This window comes from Hyphomonadaceae bacterium ML37, from assembly GCA_027627685.1.
Lineage (GTDB): Bacteria > Pseudomonadota > Alphaproteobacteria > Caulobacterales > Maricaulaceae > Oceanicaulis.
In genome coordinates this window covers 2,296,478-2,310,958 of sequence record CP091241.1, presented here as the reverse complement: position 1 = coordinate 2,310,958, position 14,481 = coordinate 2,296,478, and the positions used below count along the sequence as shown (strand labels likewise).

The window sequence follows — 14,481 nt, the reverse complement described above, 5'->3', positions numbered from 1 at the left end:
CACCGGTCCGGACGTCGCCAGCCGGGCGTATGAAGCTGTCGCACTGGCTGGCTGCGCGCGCACGCGCGGCGCGGCGCCGGGCGAGCTATGCGTTGCGCCTCGCTGTCATGACCGCCGCCATCATCGCCTGCGGCGCACTCTCCCTGATGGCCGCCACCGGACGCCTCGGCGCCGCCGGGGAGGCGCTTGATGGCTGGATTGAAGCGCGTTTGAACGACGCCGGCTATGTGGTCGCCTGGGTGGATGTGGCCGGCGCCCGCCGCGTCGACGCCAGCGAGGTGGCCGACCTGATTGGCGCTGCGCCGGGGGCGGGTCTGGCCGGGATTGATCCACAGGAGGCGCGCGCGCGTCTGGAAGCGCTGAGCTGGGTGGAGCACGCCCAGGTGCTGCGCCTGTGGCCGGACAGGGTGGGGGTGATCCTCACCGAGCGCGAACCTTTCGCCCTGTGGCAGAGCAATCAGATTCATCACGTCATCGACCGGTCCGGCGTCGTCATCGAAGCCGCCGACCCGGCCGAATTTGCCGAGCTGCCCATCGTGATCGGAGAGGGCGCCCCGCAAGAGACGGCGTCCCTGATGGCGATCCTGGACCTTCATCCCGAGATCGCCTCGCGCACCACGCACCGGGTGCGGGTGGGCGACCGCCGCTGGTCGCTGCGCCTCGCCAGCGGTGGCGAGGTGCTGCTGCCCGAAGGCGATCCGGGCGGGGCGCTGGCGCAATTGTCCGCCATGCATGCCGAACGTGGCGTACTCGATTACGAAGCCCAGATCATCGATCTGCGCGTGGATGGCGAGATGGTGCTGCGGCCCTGGCCGGACCGCACTGCAGAGCCGGGCCGGGGAGCGTGATGAGCGTGATTGATCTGTTTCGCACGCAGCCGGGAGAGGCCGCCGCCGCGCGCAAACCGGCGATCTATGCCGCCCTGGATCTCGGCGCGGCCAAGACTGTTTGCTTCATCGCGCGCACCGAGCCGACCCTGGCGGGCCTGCGCCCGCGGGTCATCGGGGTGGGGCATGTGTCGACCAAGGGCGTGCGCGCGGGCGCTGTGGTGGATATGGAGGCGGCCGCCGCCTCGATCCGCGCTGCGGTTGACAATGCGGAACGGATGGCCGGCCAGACGGTGAGCGAGCTGCATATCTCGTCTGCTTGCGGCGGGCTCTCGAGCACGCGCATCGCGGTGGACATGGATCTCGATCAGCGCGAGGTGCGCGACCGCGATTTGCGCCGCATCATTCACGAGGCTGCCGGCGTGTTTGACGAGCCGGGCCGCACCATCCTGCACGCGCTGGCCCTGTCGTGGCGCGTGGACGGCCATCGCGGCGTGCGCGACCCACGCGCCATGGTGGGCGAGGTGCTGGGCGTGGATCTGCATCTGGTCAGCTGCGCGGCCGACCCGCTTCATAACCTGGCGGCGTGCGTGGAGAAGGCGGGCTATTCTGTGGCCGGCGTGGCGGCGACGCCGTATGTATCGGGTCTGGCGGCGCTGACGCGCGATGAGCTGGAGCTGGGCGTCATGGTGCTCGATCTGGGCGCCCAGATGACCTCGCTGGCGGTGTTCGCCGAGGGCGTGCTGCAGCATGTGGACGCCATGCCCGTGGGCGGCGCCCATGTCACCAGCGATATCGCGCGCGGCCTATCCACGCCCATGTCCGCGGCCGAGCGCATCAAGGCGCTCAATGGCAGCGCGCTGGACAGTCCCGAAGACGATCAGGTGATGATTGAAGCGCCGCCTTTGTCCGGCGGGCCGTCCTCGACCATGACCCAGCATCCGCGTGCGCTCCTGAACGCGATCGTGCGCCCGCGCCTGGAAGAGATTTTCGAAATGGCCCGCGACCGGGTCAAATTGGCCGACGCCGCCAGCGCCGCCGGGCGCGGCCTGGTGCTGACGGGGGGCGCGGCGCAGATGCCCGGCATCGCCCAGCTGGCCGGCCGGGTGATGAGCAAGCAGGTGCGCCTGGGGCGCCCCGAAACCCTGAACGGCCTGGGCGACGCCGTCAGCGGCCCGGCCTTCAGCGCCTGCGCCGGCCTGATCCAGCGCGCGGTCCATGGCCCGGGCGAGGCGCTGGCCGGCCTGCCGCGCATGCTCACCCCCGCCGACCGCCAGCGCCGCGCCCACACGCCCGGCGAACGTGGTCCCGCGGCGGTCTGGCGCTGGTTCGCGGAGAGTTTTTGAGGCGGGGTCAGGCTGGCTGATCTCGATTGTCTGACTGTCGGGTTTAAGCTACACTCGCGTTGATGCTAACGCTTCGGCAGACGCCGCAGTTTCAAAAATGGCGTGAAGGCTTGAAGGACAATCGGGCAAGGGCGCTGATCGCATCGCGCCTCGACCGGCTGGCTTTCGGCCATGCCGGGGATGTGCGCCCTGTCGGGCAGGGCATCAGCGAATTGCGGATCCACTATGGTCCGGGATACCGCGTCTACTTCCAGCGGCGGGGCGACGCGATCATCATCCTACTCTGTGGCGGGGATAAGGATTCGCAGTCGCGCGATATCGAAACAGCCCGGCAGCTTGCCGGGCAATGGAGGGAGTGACATGGCCGAAACGCTTACCCCGTATGATCCGGCGGACGATCTGGCCGACGCGGAGGCTGTCGCGGTCTTTGTCGCCGAAGCGTTCGAGAGCGGGGACGCGCGATACATCGCGCACGCGCTGGGCGTGGCGGCCCGCTCTCAAGGCATGACGGATGTCGCCCAGAAGACCGGCCTGTCGCGCGAGCACCTTTACCGGTCGCTCAGCGAGAAGGGCAATCCGACGCTCAAAACCACGCTTGCAGTGATGCAGGCGCTGGGACTGGAGCTTGGCGCCCGGCCCGAAACGGTCCGCTGACGGACAGCTCAGACGCCCGTTGAGAGCAATCCAAACGAGCCCTCAGAACTCCGCTTCCTCCCAGTCGGGAATGTCATCTTCGGCGGCGCCAATATAGCGCAGATAGGACATCACCAGCGAGGAATAGGGCGGCACGGGGATCGAGCTGGCGGTGAAGCTGCCGTCGGGATCGATGGTGTCGCGGATCTCGAAATGGAGATGGTCGGTGGTCATGGAGCGCTGGCACGACCCGCCGCGCCAACCAATGCCGAACCAGTTTGACACCAGGCCGATGGGATCACCGGCGCTGACGTCCTGGCCGGGCTCCACCTGCAGTGCCGAGCGGGTGCACACGCTGGGCAGGTTGGAGGCAGTGCATTGGGCCGGCGTGGTCAGCTGGGAGAGGTCGCAATCCTCCCAATGCTCCAGATGCAGGTACCAGTAATTCCGGCCGTCATCGCCGCGCAGGCGCACGGTCATGGACGCGATGGACGAGATGTAGCCGTCGGCCACCGCCACCGCCATCTGGCGGTCCTCCAGATCGAAATTGCGGGTGCAGACCTCTGGCCGGATGTCCTGGCCGACATGGTGGCCGGTGCTGTTGTTCGGGCAGAACAGGCTGCGCGTCGAGGAGCTGCGGATTTCGCAAAAATTGTCTTCGAATGGATAGTCGAAATTGCGCGCGTCGCACTCGCCTGATCCGCCAGCGCCGCCGACCCCGGACCCTGTTCCGCCGGGACGGTAAACCTGAGTGTTGGCATAGCCGATCCCGTCCAGCGGCCAGGTCAGGTTTGGCGCGAACACGAAATTGCGCGACAGATCGCCGGAGCCCGCCCAGCCGGCGCCGGAGCGGCCGGCCACGTCCACATTATTGCGATAGTCGAAGGTCGGCAGGTCGCCCGGCGGGTTCCATACGAACAGCGTCCCGTCCGGGTCGATTGGTCCGGGGCCGGGCTTCTCGGGCGCTGGCTCTTCGGGCGCTGGTTCTTCAGGCGCAGGCTCTTCCGTAGCGGGTTCTTCCGGCGCCGGTTCTTCAGGTCCCGGGGGCGGAGGCGGCGCGGGCGGGAGCGTGTCCAGCGGATAGAAGACTAGCGCCGCGCCTCCGGCCACGGCTGCAATCGCCGCCAGCACATAGTCACGCATGGTCTTACCCCTCCCCAGTCAAGTCAGATCCGGAACGCTCATTCCTCCGGATTGCCGCCGGCGATCACGAGGCGTCTGACGATGTCGCGAATGGCGTCTTCAGACTGGCAGCGCGGATCGCGCGCGGTCGCACATTCGATGGTCACGGTGTAGGCCGCGCCATAGCGCGAGAAATTGGCGGTATAGCCTCCGCTTTCATCCGCCTGCACCTGCACGCCGTCCGGGCCGCGGCCAACATTCATGCTGCGGCGCATGGCCGGCGCGTTCAAGCGGTGATGGATGATGCGCGTGCCGGAGATGGCCACGCTCATGCCGTTCTGATCGTAGGAGGCGTCGTAGAAATTCGCCCGGGTGCGCAGCATCAGCCCGCCATCGCCGCCCGCCCGCGTCGCGATCGGGCCGTTCACCTGCGGCAGCAGCACCGGCATATGCACCGGCTCCAGCCGGTCGATCAGGTGCGGAGCGATATAGGGCGTGTAGCTTTCCGTGGTCACCACCCGTGTGGGTGTGGACTGGGTGCGCTGGCGGAAATCCGACAGCTGGCGCTCATGGTCGGCCCGGGCGGCATTCCAGTCGATCTCGGCCAGCCGCGGATCACGTTCGCGCGGCGGCGGATCGTCTTGGCTGACCTGACCGTCCTGCCCGCGCCGGATCACCTCAAGCTGGCGGAAGCGTTCAATGTCGAAGCGCTCCTGTAATTGTCTTTGGAAGTCGCGCTCGGCCGACGGCGAGGTCGGCTCGTCACGCACCGGCTGCTGCTGGGCGGTGACGGACGGAGTGAGGATCATGCACGCCAGAAGCGCTGCGCCTAAGGCACCTAACCCCTTACGTGTCCGGTTATTACTCGGCAGCGCCACGAATTTCCCCTCCCGGTATTGATTAATACATAACATGAAGGCGCGCCCCGAGCCTAGGCCGGAATTGAACGCAGCCAGTCTTGTGCCTTCGCGTGGCGCCATCGGGGCGGGTTTGTGGCGGGTTCAACGCGCGGCACCCCGGCGCGCCGCGCCGGGGTTCAAACGGTCCGGTTCGAGGCTCTGACGCTCAGTGCGCGCGGCGCAGGCGCTGCCCGGCGATTTCGTCCATCTCGGCCTGTTCAGCCATGCGCACTGCATCCTGAAGACTGCTCAGCCGGCGTTCCTCAAGCAGCTCGTACTTCTTGAGGTCGCCGAACGCTTGCTCCAGCCGGTCGCGCAGCCCGTCCGCCTCCATGTCCACATTGGTCAGCGAGGCGCGCAGCTTGTCCTTGCGCTGGATCACCGAGCGGGCATAGCTGCCATAGGCGAGATAGCCTTCGCGCGATTCAACCGCCACGCTCTGCTCCTCGGGCACGCTTTCTTCCAGCCGGTCGATCTGTTCGTGGATCGAGGCGCGGATGCGCTCGATCTCGGCCATCTGCTTTTGTAATTCTTCCACCTTGAACCGGGCCAGCCGGATCAGAGGCGCATGGGAACGCACCGCCATTGTCTATCCCTCCTGTTCCACCACAATGCCCGCCAGCTGCGCGAAGCTGTCCTCGATCGAGGCCGCCTCGTCTTTTGTTTGCGCCAGCAAGGCTTCAAGCGGTTCGTTGACCGCAATCGCCCGGTCCACCTCCGGGTTCGTCCCGCGGGCATAGGCGCCCAGCCGGATCAGTTCCTCCATGTCGGCATAGGCCGCCAGGAGCCGTCGCGCCTCGATCGCCAGGGGCGCCTCATGGGGCGCGTACACCTCTGGCGCGGTGCGCGAGATTGATTTGAGAACGTCGATAGCCGGGAAGCGGCCGCGCTCGGCGATCGCCCGGCTCATCACCACATGGCCGTCCAGGATGCCGCGCACGGCGTCCGCGATGGGCTCGTTATGGTCGTCGCCATCCACCAGCACGGTGAACAGGCCGGTGATCGTGCCCGAGTCTTCTGCGCCCGGTCCGGCGCGCTCCAGAAGGCCTGGCAGCTCAGCGAACACCGATGGCGTATAGCCGCGCGTGGTGGGCGGCTCGCCCGCCGCCAGCCCGATCTCGCGCTGGGCGAGCGCAAAGCGCGTCACCGAATCCATCAGGCACAGCACGTTCAGGCCCTGATCGCGGAAAAATTCGGCCGTCGCCATCGTGACATAGGCCGCGCGGCGGCGCGCCAGGGCCGGGGCGTCAGAGGTTTCGGTGACCACCACGGCGCGCGCGCGCCCATCCGGTCCCAACACGTCCTCGACAAACTCGCGCGCCTCGCGGCCCCGTTCGCCGATCAGGCCGATGACGATCACGTCGGCGCCGGAGCCGCGCGCCAGCATGCTCATCAATACCGATTTGCCCACGCCCGATCCGGCGAACACGCCCAGACGCTGGCCCAGACGCATGGGCGTAAAGATGTTCAGCGCCCGCACGCCCAGTTCCAGCCGCTCGCCCAGCCGGGCGCGGCCATGGGCGCAGGGCGGGCGGCCTTTCAACGGGTAATCGGCCGGGCCGTCGGGCAGGGGACCCAGCCCGTCGCGCGGACGGGCGAAGCTGTCGAGCACGCGGCCGAGCCAGGCGCGGCTGGGGCGAATCGCGCCGCCGTCGGGATCAATCAGCGCCCGCGCGCCGGGCCGCACGCCAGCCAGATCACCATACGCCATCATGAGGGCGGTTTCGCCGCGAAAGCCGACCACTTCGCACGCCGTCGGCTCGCCGCCGGGCGCAGCGTCAAGCGTGGCGTGCGCGCCCAGGCGCAGCGCGGCGCCCGGACCTTCGGCTTCGATCAGCAGTCCGTTGACCGCGGTGACGCGGCCTTTGAACGTGCGGGTCTCGAGCCCCTGGACTCTCTCGATCAGACTTTGCACAGGGCGTTCCGCCTGTTTTGCGGGCGCGTTTTGCGCCGTCTCGACAACCGTCTTAACCTCAACGCGGTTTCAGCCACGTAAACGTCCTGTGCAAACAGGTGATTTATACTGGCGGAGCGCTAAATAGCGGCTGGCTGGTTCCATTTGCGCCGAAAATCACTATTTTCCGCCTCACGCCGCCGCAGGCCGCCCTCATCCAACGGGTGGGCCCGGCGCCGGGTCCATACAGATTGACCGCGCCCTCCCTGGGCGTTCGACCCGAGACACGCAATTGTTGGCGCATTCGCCGCCGCCGAGCCATCGACGACGAGGAGGAGCCATGCCGTTTGATAATCGGCCCGAGCCCGTAGCGGGATCCCGCCCCAAGCTGAAAGCGGTGTCGCGCCGCCACAAGGACAATGTCTACGCCCGGATCGATGAGACCCGGTTCAACCGCTATATCGTCCACGACATCGCGCGCTATCGCGACTATGTCGCGAGCGGCGGGGCGGCGGTTTACTCCGAGGCCGAGCTTGATGTGCTGGAAGCCTCCGGCGTGTCCGACAGGCTGCCGCCGCGCGCCACGGGCTATTATCTTGATCTCGCTGTCCGCTCGCGCGCGGTGCGCAATCTGATCAAGGCGCGCCCTAAAGAGATGGACGATCTGTCCGGCGAGGCCGATCCGTCCAACCAGCTCAAATACAGCCCCGTGCCGGGCCTGCTGCACAAATATGAGCTGGTGCTGCTCTATGTGGTGCGGGCGTGTTCCAGCTGGTGCCGCTATTGCTACCGGTCTGACTTCCTCACCGGCAAGACCTCCAAGGACACCGGCTCGATCCACGAGATCCGCGCCTATATCGAAGACCATAACGAGGCCGTTGAGCGCGGCGAGATCACGGACAAGCCGAAAATCCGGGAAGCCCTTTTGTCAGGCGGCGACCCGATGGTTTTGTCCAACCGCAATCTGTTCGATTACCTCAACGGGCTGGCCGAGGCCGGGCTGGAGGTGATCCGCATCGGGACCAAGGAGATGGCCTTCTACCCCGAGCGCTTCGACGACAATTTCCTGGCCATGCTGGACCTGTTCCACGAGCTGCACCCCCAGGTGCTGCTGGCCTTCATGGTCCACTTCACCCACCCGGACGAATTCCTCCTGCTGGGTGAAGAAGGCGAATATGTCCGCGACGAGAGCGGACGCCTGTTGCGCAACCCGCTGGTGGAGCGCGCCGCGCAAAGCCTGCGCTCGCGGCACTGGATCACGCTGGAGAACCAGACCCCGATCATCGATGACGTCAATGACGATTCCAATGTCCTTCGCCTCCTGCAGCAGGAGCTGAAACGCATGGGCGTCAACAATCATTATTTTTTCCAGTGCCGCGAGATCGAGGGCCACCGCGCCTTCGCCGTCCCGGTGGAGAAAGCCTGGAAGCTGCATGCGGACAGCCAGGCCGGTCTGTCCGGCATCGAGCGCTCGCGATTCGCCCTGTCTACCGAGGCGGGCAAGATGGAGATGATCGCCGTCACCGACGGCGACGAGCGCCTGCGCACTATTGGCGGACCGCTGGGCGATGCGTTGGCCGAGGGCGTGGCCGTGTTCCGCCTGCACCGCACGCCCCACGCCGACGCCCAGAGCGATCTGGTGATCGCGCGGCGCAACCCCGAAGCGCTGTGGATCACAGGCTATGAGGACCGGATTCTCTATGACGGACGGGTGCGATCTCCTGAGGATAAGTGGGGGCCGCTCCTGCGCGCCCTGGCGCCGGCGCTGGTGGCAGCTGCAGAATAGTGCAGCCGTTAACCCTTTGAGACTCCATGCCCGTCACGGATATGGCCTCTCGCGGACTCGATTCGGCCTAACGAGTCAAACGCGCGTTAACTTCCTTTAAGGACTTCTCGCCTCACAGTGCGAACAAGGTTAACGCTTTGGACGTCAGGTGCGGGGTTGATTCGTACCGGCTGCCTTGGGAGGGGGAACCGATGCGGGTTCTGCTGATTGAAGACGATCGCGCCACGGCGCAGGGGATCGAACTGATGCTGAAGTCGGAAGGCTTCAACGTCTATGTCACCGATCTTGGCGAAGAAGGCGTCGATCTCGGCAAATTGTTCGATTACGACATCATCCTTCTGGATCTGAACCTGCCGGACATGCCGGGGTTTGACGTGCTCAAGACCCTGCGCCGCGCCAAGGTGGACACGCCCATCCTGATCCTGTCGGGCAATGCCGACATCGAGAACAAGGTGCGCGGCCTGGGCTCGGGCGCCGACGACTACATGACCAAGCCCTTCCATAAAGAAGAGATGATCGCGCGCATCCACGCCGTGGTGCGCCGCTCCAAGGGTCACTCCCAGTCGATCATCCGCACCGGCGATATCGCAGTGAATCTGGACGCCAAGACGGTGGAGGTCGCCAATCAGCGCGTCCACCTGACCGGCAAGGAATACCAGATGCTCGAGCTGCTCTCCCTGCGCAAAGGCACGACGCTCACCAAGGAGATGTTCCTCAATCATCTCTATGGCGGCATGGACGAGCCGGAGCTGAAAATCATTGACGTGTTCATCTGCAAGCTGCGCAAGAAGCTGTCTGCAGCCACGGGCGGCGACAACCATATCGAAACCGTCTGGGGCCGCGGCTATGTGCTGCGCGATCCCGTCGCCGAACAGCGCGCCGCCAGCGCGTAAGGCCGGCCCACATCGCTGGAATTGCAAAAGCCCCGGCAGCGACGCCGGGGCTTTTTCGTGACGATCTCGCCCCGATGCGGCGCGCGTGCTATGATCCGGCGCTATGAAACATCTTCACGCCGTTCTCCTCGCATGTCTGCTGGCGGGGGCCGCCGCGCCGCTGGCCCACGCCCAGATCGTCATGGGCGCCAGCCAGGCCGACGCCTGTTACCGGGCTGTGGAGGCGGGGGATCGCGGGCGAACGTCCACGCTCGCCCAATGTGAAAGCGCGTTGGACGATGCGCGCCTGACCCAGCGCGACCGCGCGGCCACCCACAATAATCTCGGCATATTGTTTCACCGCGCGGGCCGCCCGGACGAGGCGCTGGCCCAGTTCGACCGGGCGCTGGCGATCAATTCAGATCACGCCGCCTTTTGGCACAATCGCGGCGTGGCGCTCATGGGCGCGCAGGAATTTCCAGACGCGGTCACGCACTTCACCCGCGCCCTCGAACTCGATTTCGGATCGCCTGCCCACGCCCTGTACAACCGCGCCCTGTCGCGCGAGCAGACCGGCGATCTGGCGGGCGCCTATCACGATCTGCGCGCCGCCCTCGACGCCGATCCCGGCTTTGCGCTGGCCCGCGACGAGCTGAACCGGTTCGTGGTGGAGCCGTCGGGGTAGGGGGGGCGGCGCCATCCCCCTCCATCAGCTTCGCTGATACCGCCGCCGCCTTCTGCCTACTCCGCCGGGACCAGCCGGATGACTTCGCCGTCGATATCGTCGACCAGCAGATAGATCGCCCCGTCCGGGCCGGTGCGCACGTCGCGGTAGCGCTGTTCACGGTCGGTGAGCAGGTCTTCGACCCCGATCACGCGGTCGCCGCTGATTTCCATGCGCTGGAGGACTGTGCCGGCCAGCGCGGCGTGGAACAGATCGCCCTGCCAGTGTTCGAAGGCGTCCCCGGTGTAGAAGGCCATGCCGGCCGGGGCGATGGACGGGCGCCAGTACCAGATCGGCGGCTCGAATTCGGGGCGGTCGCGCTCTTCGGTGATCACCGAGCCATTGTAGTTGATGCCATAGGTTACGGTCGGCCAGCCGAAATTCACGCCGGGCTGGAGGATGTTGATTTCGTCGCCGCCACGCGGCCCGTGCTCGGTTGTCCAGACCGATCCGGTGGCCGGATTGCGGTCAATGCCCTGGACATTGCGGTGGCCGAAGCTGAACGCGCCCTGCGCGGCGTTTTCGATCTGCGGATTGTCGGCGGGGATCGAGCCGTCGAGATGGAGGCGCACCACCGTGCCCAGATGATTGGACGGGTCCTGGGCTTCTTGCGGGGTGCGGCCGCCATCGCCCAGCGTCAGGAAAAGCGTATCGTCCTCATTGAACAGGATGCGCCCGCCGAAGTGAAAGCCGGCGGCCTTGTCGATATTGGCGCGGAACAGGACTTCCACATCCTCCAGCGCGCTCATGTCGGCGTTCAGCACGCCGCGCGCCAGCGCCGTGCCGTTGGCCCCTTCCGTGCCTTGCGCATAGCTGAAATAGACATGGCGGGTGGTGTCAAAGTCCGGCGCGATGCGCACATCCATCAGACCGCCCTGCCGGATGACGATCAGGTCCTCGGGCAGACCCGTGACCGGCTCGGCGCGCAGGCTGCCGTCCGCTTCGATCACGCGCAGCCGCCCCTCGCGCTCGGTGACCAGCATGGCCCCGCCGGGCAGGAATTCGATGGACCAGGGAAATTCCAGGCCTTGAGCCACCGTCTCAACGGTGAAGCTCGCCTGCTCGCTCTCGTACACCTCGTCGGCGAGGGCCGGGGCGGCGATCATGAGGGCGATGGCGCTGGCGGTGGCGAGGTGACGCATGGGGTCTCTCCCTTCGACTGCAAACGGTTACGCCCTCTAGATAGGGGCTCGTTCGCGAAAGGGAACTGACGTTTGCGTTAGCAGCGGCTGGCCTCAGCCCGCCGCCGCCAGGCGCCGCGGGGCATAGGCGAACGCGCCGGCCATGCGCCGAACCCGGCCGGAGAGGTCCGGTTCAATGGCGGCGGTGTGCGCCCAGCGCCGGCGCAGACGCACCGGCGCGCTGGCCAGCGGCTCTGGCAGGATGGAAGTGGCGGCTTCGGCCATGGCCCACAGGCCGGCGCCGGCGGCGGCGACGCCGGGACGCAAGGCGCGCCCGGCGCTGAGCGGGGTTTCATAGTCGGTGTAATAGGTCTTGTAGGCCTGTTCGCCGCGCCCCAGATCAACGCGGTCAATCCCCATCGCTCCCGCCTGATCCAGTATGCCGTGCAGCAGGAGGAGGCCCGGGGACACGCTGGCGAAGCGCGGATCATAGGCCGGGATCCAGGAGTGATAGACGCCGCCCGCGGCCATGCCCATCTCCACCGCCGCCAGCTCTTCGCCCAGATAGAGCGAGGCCACCAGGCCGCGGAACGGCCCGAAGGCGCGCGCCGCCGTGCCCGCCAGCACCGCATCGATCCAGCTCACATCGAACAGGTCGAGCAGTCCCGAGGCGCGGTATTGCGCGCTTTTCCAGGCTTTCAGCGTCGCGAAGCGCTCGCCCAGCGGATCGCCGAACACCACGCGCATCTCGCCAAACTCGCGCTCGGCCTTGCGGCGGCGCTGGTCCATTTTCTTGAAATGCGAACGGTGCAAATCCCGGCGCCCCGCGAACCAGGCCTGCGCGCCGCCCGACAGATCAATCACGGCCGACCCGCCGCGCGCGCTGACCTTGCCCGGCGCGGCCCCGAACCAGTTTTCATAGACCAGGCTGCGCGCCCCCAGCGTGCGCAGCAGCGCATCCTCGCTCACCTGAAGGCCGGGGCGCCCAGCGAAACCCTGATAGTCCGAGAGCGGCGCCCCTACGGGTCGCACCACGCCATCGGCCCCCACATGGCAGGCGAAAAACCCCACCGGCGCGCCGTTCTCTTCGGCGATCACCACGCGCACATCGCGGCGCTCGGTTTGGATCATGTCAGCGAACTCGGGCATGAGGTAAGGGCTGATCAGCTTGCCCTGGGCCAGGGCCAGAGCCCGCCAGGCGTCGCGATCGCGGGCGCTCAACTCGCTAAGCGGTGTCTCAAACAGACGCATGACAGGCCTCCTAAGGTCGTCCCGGGCCGTGTCCTGCAAGGCGCGCGCCGCTTGAACGCGCGCCGGGATCATCTTACTTATAAGGGATGACCGTACACCCGATCCTCACTGTTCCCGATCCGCGCCTCAAACTGGTGTCAAAGCCGGTGGCGGGCGTCGATGATGAATTGCGCACGCTGATGGATGACATGGTGGAGACCATGTACGCCGCCGACGGCATTGGCCTGGCGGCGATCCAGATCGGCGTGGCCAAGCGCGTGATCGTCATGGACCTGTCTGATGCCCGCAATGAGCCGCGTTATTTCGTCAATCCAGTCATCACGCCACTGACAGAGGAACTGAAACCCTATTCGGAGGGTTGTCTCTCTGTGCCGGAGATTTATGACGAGGTTGAACGTCCCGTGCGAGTGCAAATCAACTATCTCGATTATGACGGGGCGCCGCGCGAGGAGATCGCTGAAGATCTGTTCGCCGTGTGCATTCAGCACGAAATGGATCATCTCGAAGGCGTGGTCTTTATCGACTACCTGTCCCGGCTCAAGCGCGAGCGCGCTGTCCGCCGCGTTCAGAAGATGATGAAATCCAAAGGGGAGGCCGCCTGATATGAAACAATTGCTTCTGATGACCGGCGTTTGTGCGCTGGCGCTGGCTGCGTGCGACAATGCGCCGGAACGCGAAGAGATCGAAGACTCCGTTGCTGACGCCGCTGAAGAGGTCCAGGAGGCCGGTGAAGACGCGCTGGACGCGCTCGACGGGGCCATGGACGACGCCGGCGACGAGATCGAGGCGATGACGGAGCCGGACGACTCGGCGCCGGCCGGGCTGATTGAAGGCCTTGGCGCGCTGTGCGGCCAGTCCTTCGCCGGGACAATTACCAGCGACGCGGATCCGCGCGATGACGGCTTCGCCGGACGCGAGCTGGTCATGCATGTGCGCGAGTGCATGGATGATGAAGTCCGCGTGCCCTTTCATGTGGGCGACAATCATTCGCGTACCTGGTTGATCACCCGGCTGGAAGACGGCCGGCTTCGTCTGAAGCACGATCACCGCATGGAAGACGGCTCTGAAGATGTGCTGACCCAGTATGGCGGCGAAACCGAGAGCCCGCCGCAGGGCGCGCGCGCGGACTTCGTGGCCGATACGTTCAGCCAGGAGCTGTTCGTGCGCGAGGACATCCCGGAATCGGCCACCAATGTGTGGATCATGGAGCTGACCGATACGGCGTTCTATTACCGCCTGACCCGTGAGAACCGGTTCTTCGAGGTCACGTTCGATCTGACCGAGACGGTCGACACCCCGCCCACCCCGTGGGGTTGGGAAGACTAGGTCTTGTCATCGCGAGACGGATGAACCCCCGGCGCCGCGCGCCGGGGGTTTTTCGTTCAGCGCGGGCGTCCGCCGCGATACGGCTCCACCGAGCGCACGGTCATGGAATAGGCGATGGCGGCGAGCTCGGTATCCACGCGTTCGAGCTGCATGCGCCCTTCCACCCAGACCGGATCCCACAGAGCGTTGAACGCAATGGGTTCGATGGAGCGCAGATAAACGATCTGGTTGGGCGGCGGCGCGGGCGAGTGGATGCAGGCGCCGTGATAGGGCAGGAACAGAAACTCGCGGGCGGATCCGCGCTCGACATAGTCCAGCGGCAGCAAGTAGCCGGGCATGCGCACCACCAGCCCGTCGAGATCCTCCACCACATTGAACGAGCCGACCTGGCCCTCCACCAGCCCCTCTGCGAGAAAGCGGCTCATGAGCGACGGGTCGCGCCGGCCCTCGTTGAGCGCCTCCCAGGCATCCAGCTCGTCATCCGGGATCAGATCGGGCCAGCTGATCAGTTCGGCCGGCGCGTCAGGATCCACCGGAACCAGATTCGCGAGTGCGCCGTCCGCCTGCGGCGCATCATCGCCGCCGCACCCGGCCAGGGGCAGGGCGAACAGGACGAGGGCGGCGAGCAGGGCTCGTATCATGGCGGAAAGCTCCACGGCGGCGGGACGGTCGGGGGCGGA

The 14,481-nt window shown here is 66.4% G+C and carries 16 protein-coding genes; 9 read left to right on the top strand and 7 right to left on the bottom strand.

The features are described from left to right. Positions 1 to 29: 29 nt before the first annotated feature. The 4 genes from L2D01_11385 to L2D01_11370 all read left to right on the top strand — a co-directional run bounded on the left by L2D01_11385 (position 30) and on the right by L2D01_11370 (position 2,827). On the top strand, positions 30 to 848 hold the full coding sequence (locus tag L2D01_11385; protein WBQ09498.1) for an FtsQ-type POTRA domain-containing protein: 819 nt from the start codon (positions 30 to 32) through the stop codon (positions 846 to 848). Further along, complete coding sequence (ftsA, locus tag L2D01_11380; GenBank protein WBQ09497.1) at positions 848 to 2,173, top strand: cell division protein FtsA; 1,326 nt, start codon at positions 848 to 850, stop codon at positions 2,171 to 2,173. The genes L2D01_11385 and ftsA overlap by 1 nt, the downstream gene beginning before the upstream one ends. 110 nt (positions 2,174 to 2,283) lie before the next feature. Then, on the top strand, positions 2,284 to 2,532 hold the full coding sequence (locus tag L2D01_11375) for a type II toxin-antitoxin system RelE/ParE family toxin (protein WBQ09496.1): 249 nt from the start codon (positions 2,284 to 2,286) through the stop codon (positions 2,530 to 2,532). 1 nt (position 2,533) lies between these two features. Continuing rightward, on the top strand, positions 2,534 to 2,827 hold the full coding sequence (locus tag L2D01_11370) for a putative addiction module antidote protein (protein ID WBQ09495.1): 294 nt from the start codon (positions 2,534 to 2,536) through the stop codon (positions 2,825 to 2,827). A gap of 42 nt (positions 2,828 to 2,869) precedes the next feature. On the opposite strand, the gene L2D01_11365 is transcribed toward L2D01_11370, so the two are convergent. The 4 genes from L2D01_11365 to fliI form a co-directional block, all read right to left on the bottom strand. Next, positions 2,870 to 3,949: a M23 family metallopeptidase gene (locus L2D01_11365; protein ID WBQ09494.1), complete on the bottom strand. Its 1,080-nt coding sequence runs from the start codon at positions 3,947 to 3,949 to the stop codon at positions 2,870 to 2,872. Between the two features lie 38 nt (positions 3,950 to 3,987). Beyond that, on the bottom strand, positions 3,988 to 4,737 hold the full coding sequence (locus L2D01_11360; GenBank protein WBQ09493.1) for a hypothetical protein: 750 nt from the start codon (positions 4,735 to 4,737) through the stop codon (positions 3,988 to 3,990). A gap of 256 nt (positions 4,738 to 4,993) precedes the next feature. Then, a complete protein-coding gene (gene fliJ, locus L2D01_11355) occupies positions 4,994 to 5,413 on the bottom strand; it encodes a flagellar export protein FliJ (GenBank protein WBQ09492.1) in 420 nt (139 codons plus the stop codon). Between the two features lie 3 nt (positions 5,414 to 5,416). Next, a complete protein-coding gene (gene fliI / locus L2D01_11350; protein ID WBQ09491.1) occupies positions 5,417 to 6,742 on the bottom strand; it encodes a flagellar protein export ATPase FliI in 1,326 nt (441 codons plus the stop codon). A 319-nt stretch (positions 6,743 to 7,061) separates the two neighbouring features. Here fliI and L2D01_11345 point away from each other — a divergent pair, with 319 nt between their 5' ends. The 3 genes from L2D01_11345 to L2D01_11335 all read left to right on the top strand — a co-directional run bounded on the left by L2D01_11345 (position 7,062) and on the right by L2D01_11335 (position 10,064). Next, on the top strand, positions 7,062 to 8,507 hold the full coding sequence (locus L2D01_11345) for a hypothetical protein (protein WBQ09490.1): 1,446 nt from the start codon (positions 7,062 to 7,064) through the stop codon (positions 8,505 to 8,507). A 191-nt stretch (positions 8,508 to 8,698) separates the two neighbouring features. Continuing rightward, positions 8,699 to 9,400 (top strand): response regulator transcription factor, encoded by a 702-nt coding sequence (locus L2D01_11340; protein WBQ09489.1) that lies wholly within the window; start codon positions 8,699 to 8,701, stop codon positions 9,398 to 9,400. Positions 9,401 to 9,503: 103 nt separating this feature from the next. Then, positions 9,504 to 10,064, top strand: coding sequence for a tetratricopeptide repeat protein (locus tag L2D01_11335; protein WBQ09488.1), 561 nt, complete (start codon positions 9,504 to 9,506; stop codon positions 10,062 to 10,064). Positions 10,065 to 10,120: 56 nt separating this feature from the next. On the opposite strand, the gene L2D01_11330 is transcribed toward L2D01_11335, so the two are convergent. Continuing rightward, positions 10,121 to 11,245: a PQQ-dependent sugar dehydrogenase gene (locus L2D01_11330; protein ID WBQ09487.1), complete on the bottom strand. Its 1,125-nt coding sequence runs from the start codon at positions 11,243 to 11,245 to the stop codon at positions 10,121 to 10,123. Between the two features lie 93 nt (positions 11,246 to 11,338). Beyond that, on the bottom strand, positions 11,339 to 12,475 hold the full coding sequence (locus tag L2D01_11325) for a GNAT family N-acetyltransferase (GenBank protein WBQ09486.1): 1,137 nt from the start codon (positions 12,473 to 12,475) through the stop codon (positions 11,339 to 11,341). 86 nt (positions 12,476 to 12,561) lie between these two features. On the opposite strand from L2D01_11325, the gene def reads away from it, so the two are divergent. Together def and L2D01_11315 are read left to right on the top strand one after the other, a co-directional pair. Continuing rightward, positions 12,562 to 13,077: a peptide deformylase gene (gene def, locus L2D01_11320; GenBank protein WBQ09485.1), complete on the top strand. Its 516-nt coding sequence runs from the start codon at positions 12,562 to 12,564 to the stop codon at positions 13,075 to 13,077. Between the two features lies 1 nt (position 13,078). Further along, positions 13,079 to 13,801, top strand: a complete 723-nt coding sequence (locus L2D01_11315; protein WBQ09484.1) for a hypothetical protein — start codon at positions 13,079 to 13,081, stop codon at positions 13,799 to 13,801. A gap of 56 nt (positions 13,802 to 13,857) precedes the next feature. Here the strand turns inward: L2D01_11315 and L2D01_11310 are convergent, their stop codons facing one another. Further along, positions 13,858 to 14,442: a DUF3299 domain-containing protein gene (locus tag L2D01_11310; protein WBQ09483.1), complete on the bottom strand. Its 585-nt coding sequence runs from the start codon at positions 14,440 to 14,442 to the stop codon at positions 13,858 to 13,860. Positions 14,443 to 14,481: the final 39 nt, after the last annotated feature.

What these genes read in the sequence shown, in the direction of transcription:
- def (WBQ09485.1), top strand. Translation starts at nt 12,562, where the DNA reads ATGACCGTACACCCGATCCTCACTGTTCCCGATCCGCGCCTCAAACTG.
- L2D01_11345 (WBQ09490.1), top strand. Translation starts at nt 7,062, where the DNA reads ATGCCGTTTGATAATCGGCCCGAGCCCGTAGCGGGATCCCGCCCCAAG.
- L2D01_11360 (WBQ09493.1), bottom strand. Translation starts at nt 4,737, where the DNA reads ATGATCCTCACTCCGTCCGTCACCGCCCAGCAGCAGCCGGTGCGTGAC.
- L2D01_11310 (WBQ09483.1), bottom strand. Translation starts at nt 14,442, where the DNA reads ATGATACGAGCCCTGCTCGCCGCCCTCGTCCTGTTCGCCCTGCCCCTG.
- L2D01_11335 (WBQ09488.1), top strand. Translation starts at nt 9,504, where the DNA reads ATGAAACATCTTCACGCCGTTCTCCTCGCATGTCTGCTGGCGGGGGCC.
- L2D01_11365 (WBQ09494.1), bottom strand. Translation starts at nt 3,949, where the DNA reads ATGCGTGACTATGTGCTGGCGGCGATTGCAGCCGTGGCCGGAGGCGCG.
- ftsA (WBQ09497.1), top strand. Translation starts at nt 848, where the DNA reads ATGAGCGTGATTGATCTGTTTCGCACGCAGCCGGGAGAGGCCGCCGCC.
- L2D01_11325 (WBQ09486.1), bottom strand. Translation starts at nt 12,475, where the DNA reads ATGCGTCTGTTTGAGACACCGCTTAGCGAGTTGAGCGCCCGCGATCGC.
- L2D01_11370 (WBQ09495.1), top strand. Translation starts at nt 2,534, where the DNA reads ATGGCCGAAACGCTTACCCCGTATGATCCGGCGGACGATCTGGCCGAC.
- L2D01_11385 (WBQ09498.1), top strand. Translation starts at nt 30, where the DNA reads ATGAAGCTGTCGCACTGGCTGGCTGCGCGCGCACGCGCGGCGCGGCGC.
- fliJ (WBQ09492.1), bottom strand. Translation starts at nt 5,413, where the DNA reads ATGGCGGTGCGTTCCCATGCGCCTCTGATCCGGCTGGCCCGGTTCAAG.
- L2D01_11315 (WBQ09484.1), top strand. Translation starts at nt 13,079, where the DNA reads ATGAAACAATTGCTTCTGATGACCGGCGTTTGTGCGCTGGCGCTGGCT.
- L2D01_11340 (WBQ09489.1), top strand. Translation starts at nt 8,699, where the DNA reads ATGCGGGTTCTGCTGATTGAAGACGATCGCGCCACGGCGCAGGGGATC.
- L2D01_11330 (WBQ09487.1), bottom strand. Translation starts at nt 11,245, where the DNA reads ATGCGTCACCTCGCCACCGCCAGCGCCATCGCCCTCATGATCGCCGCC.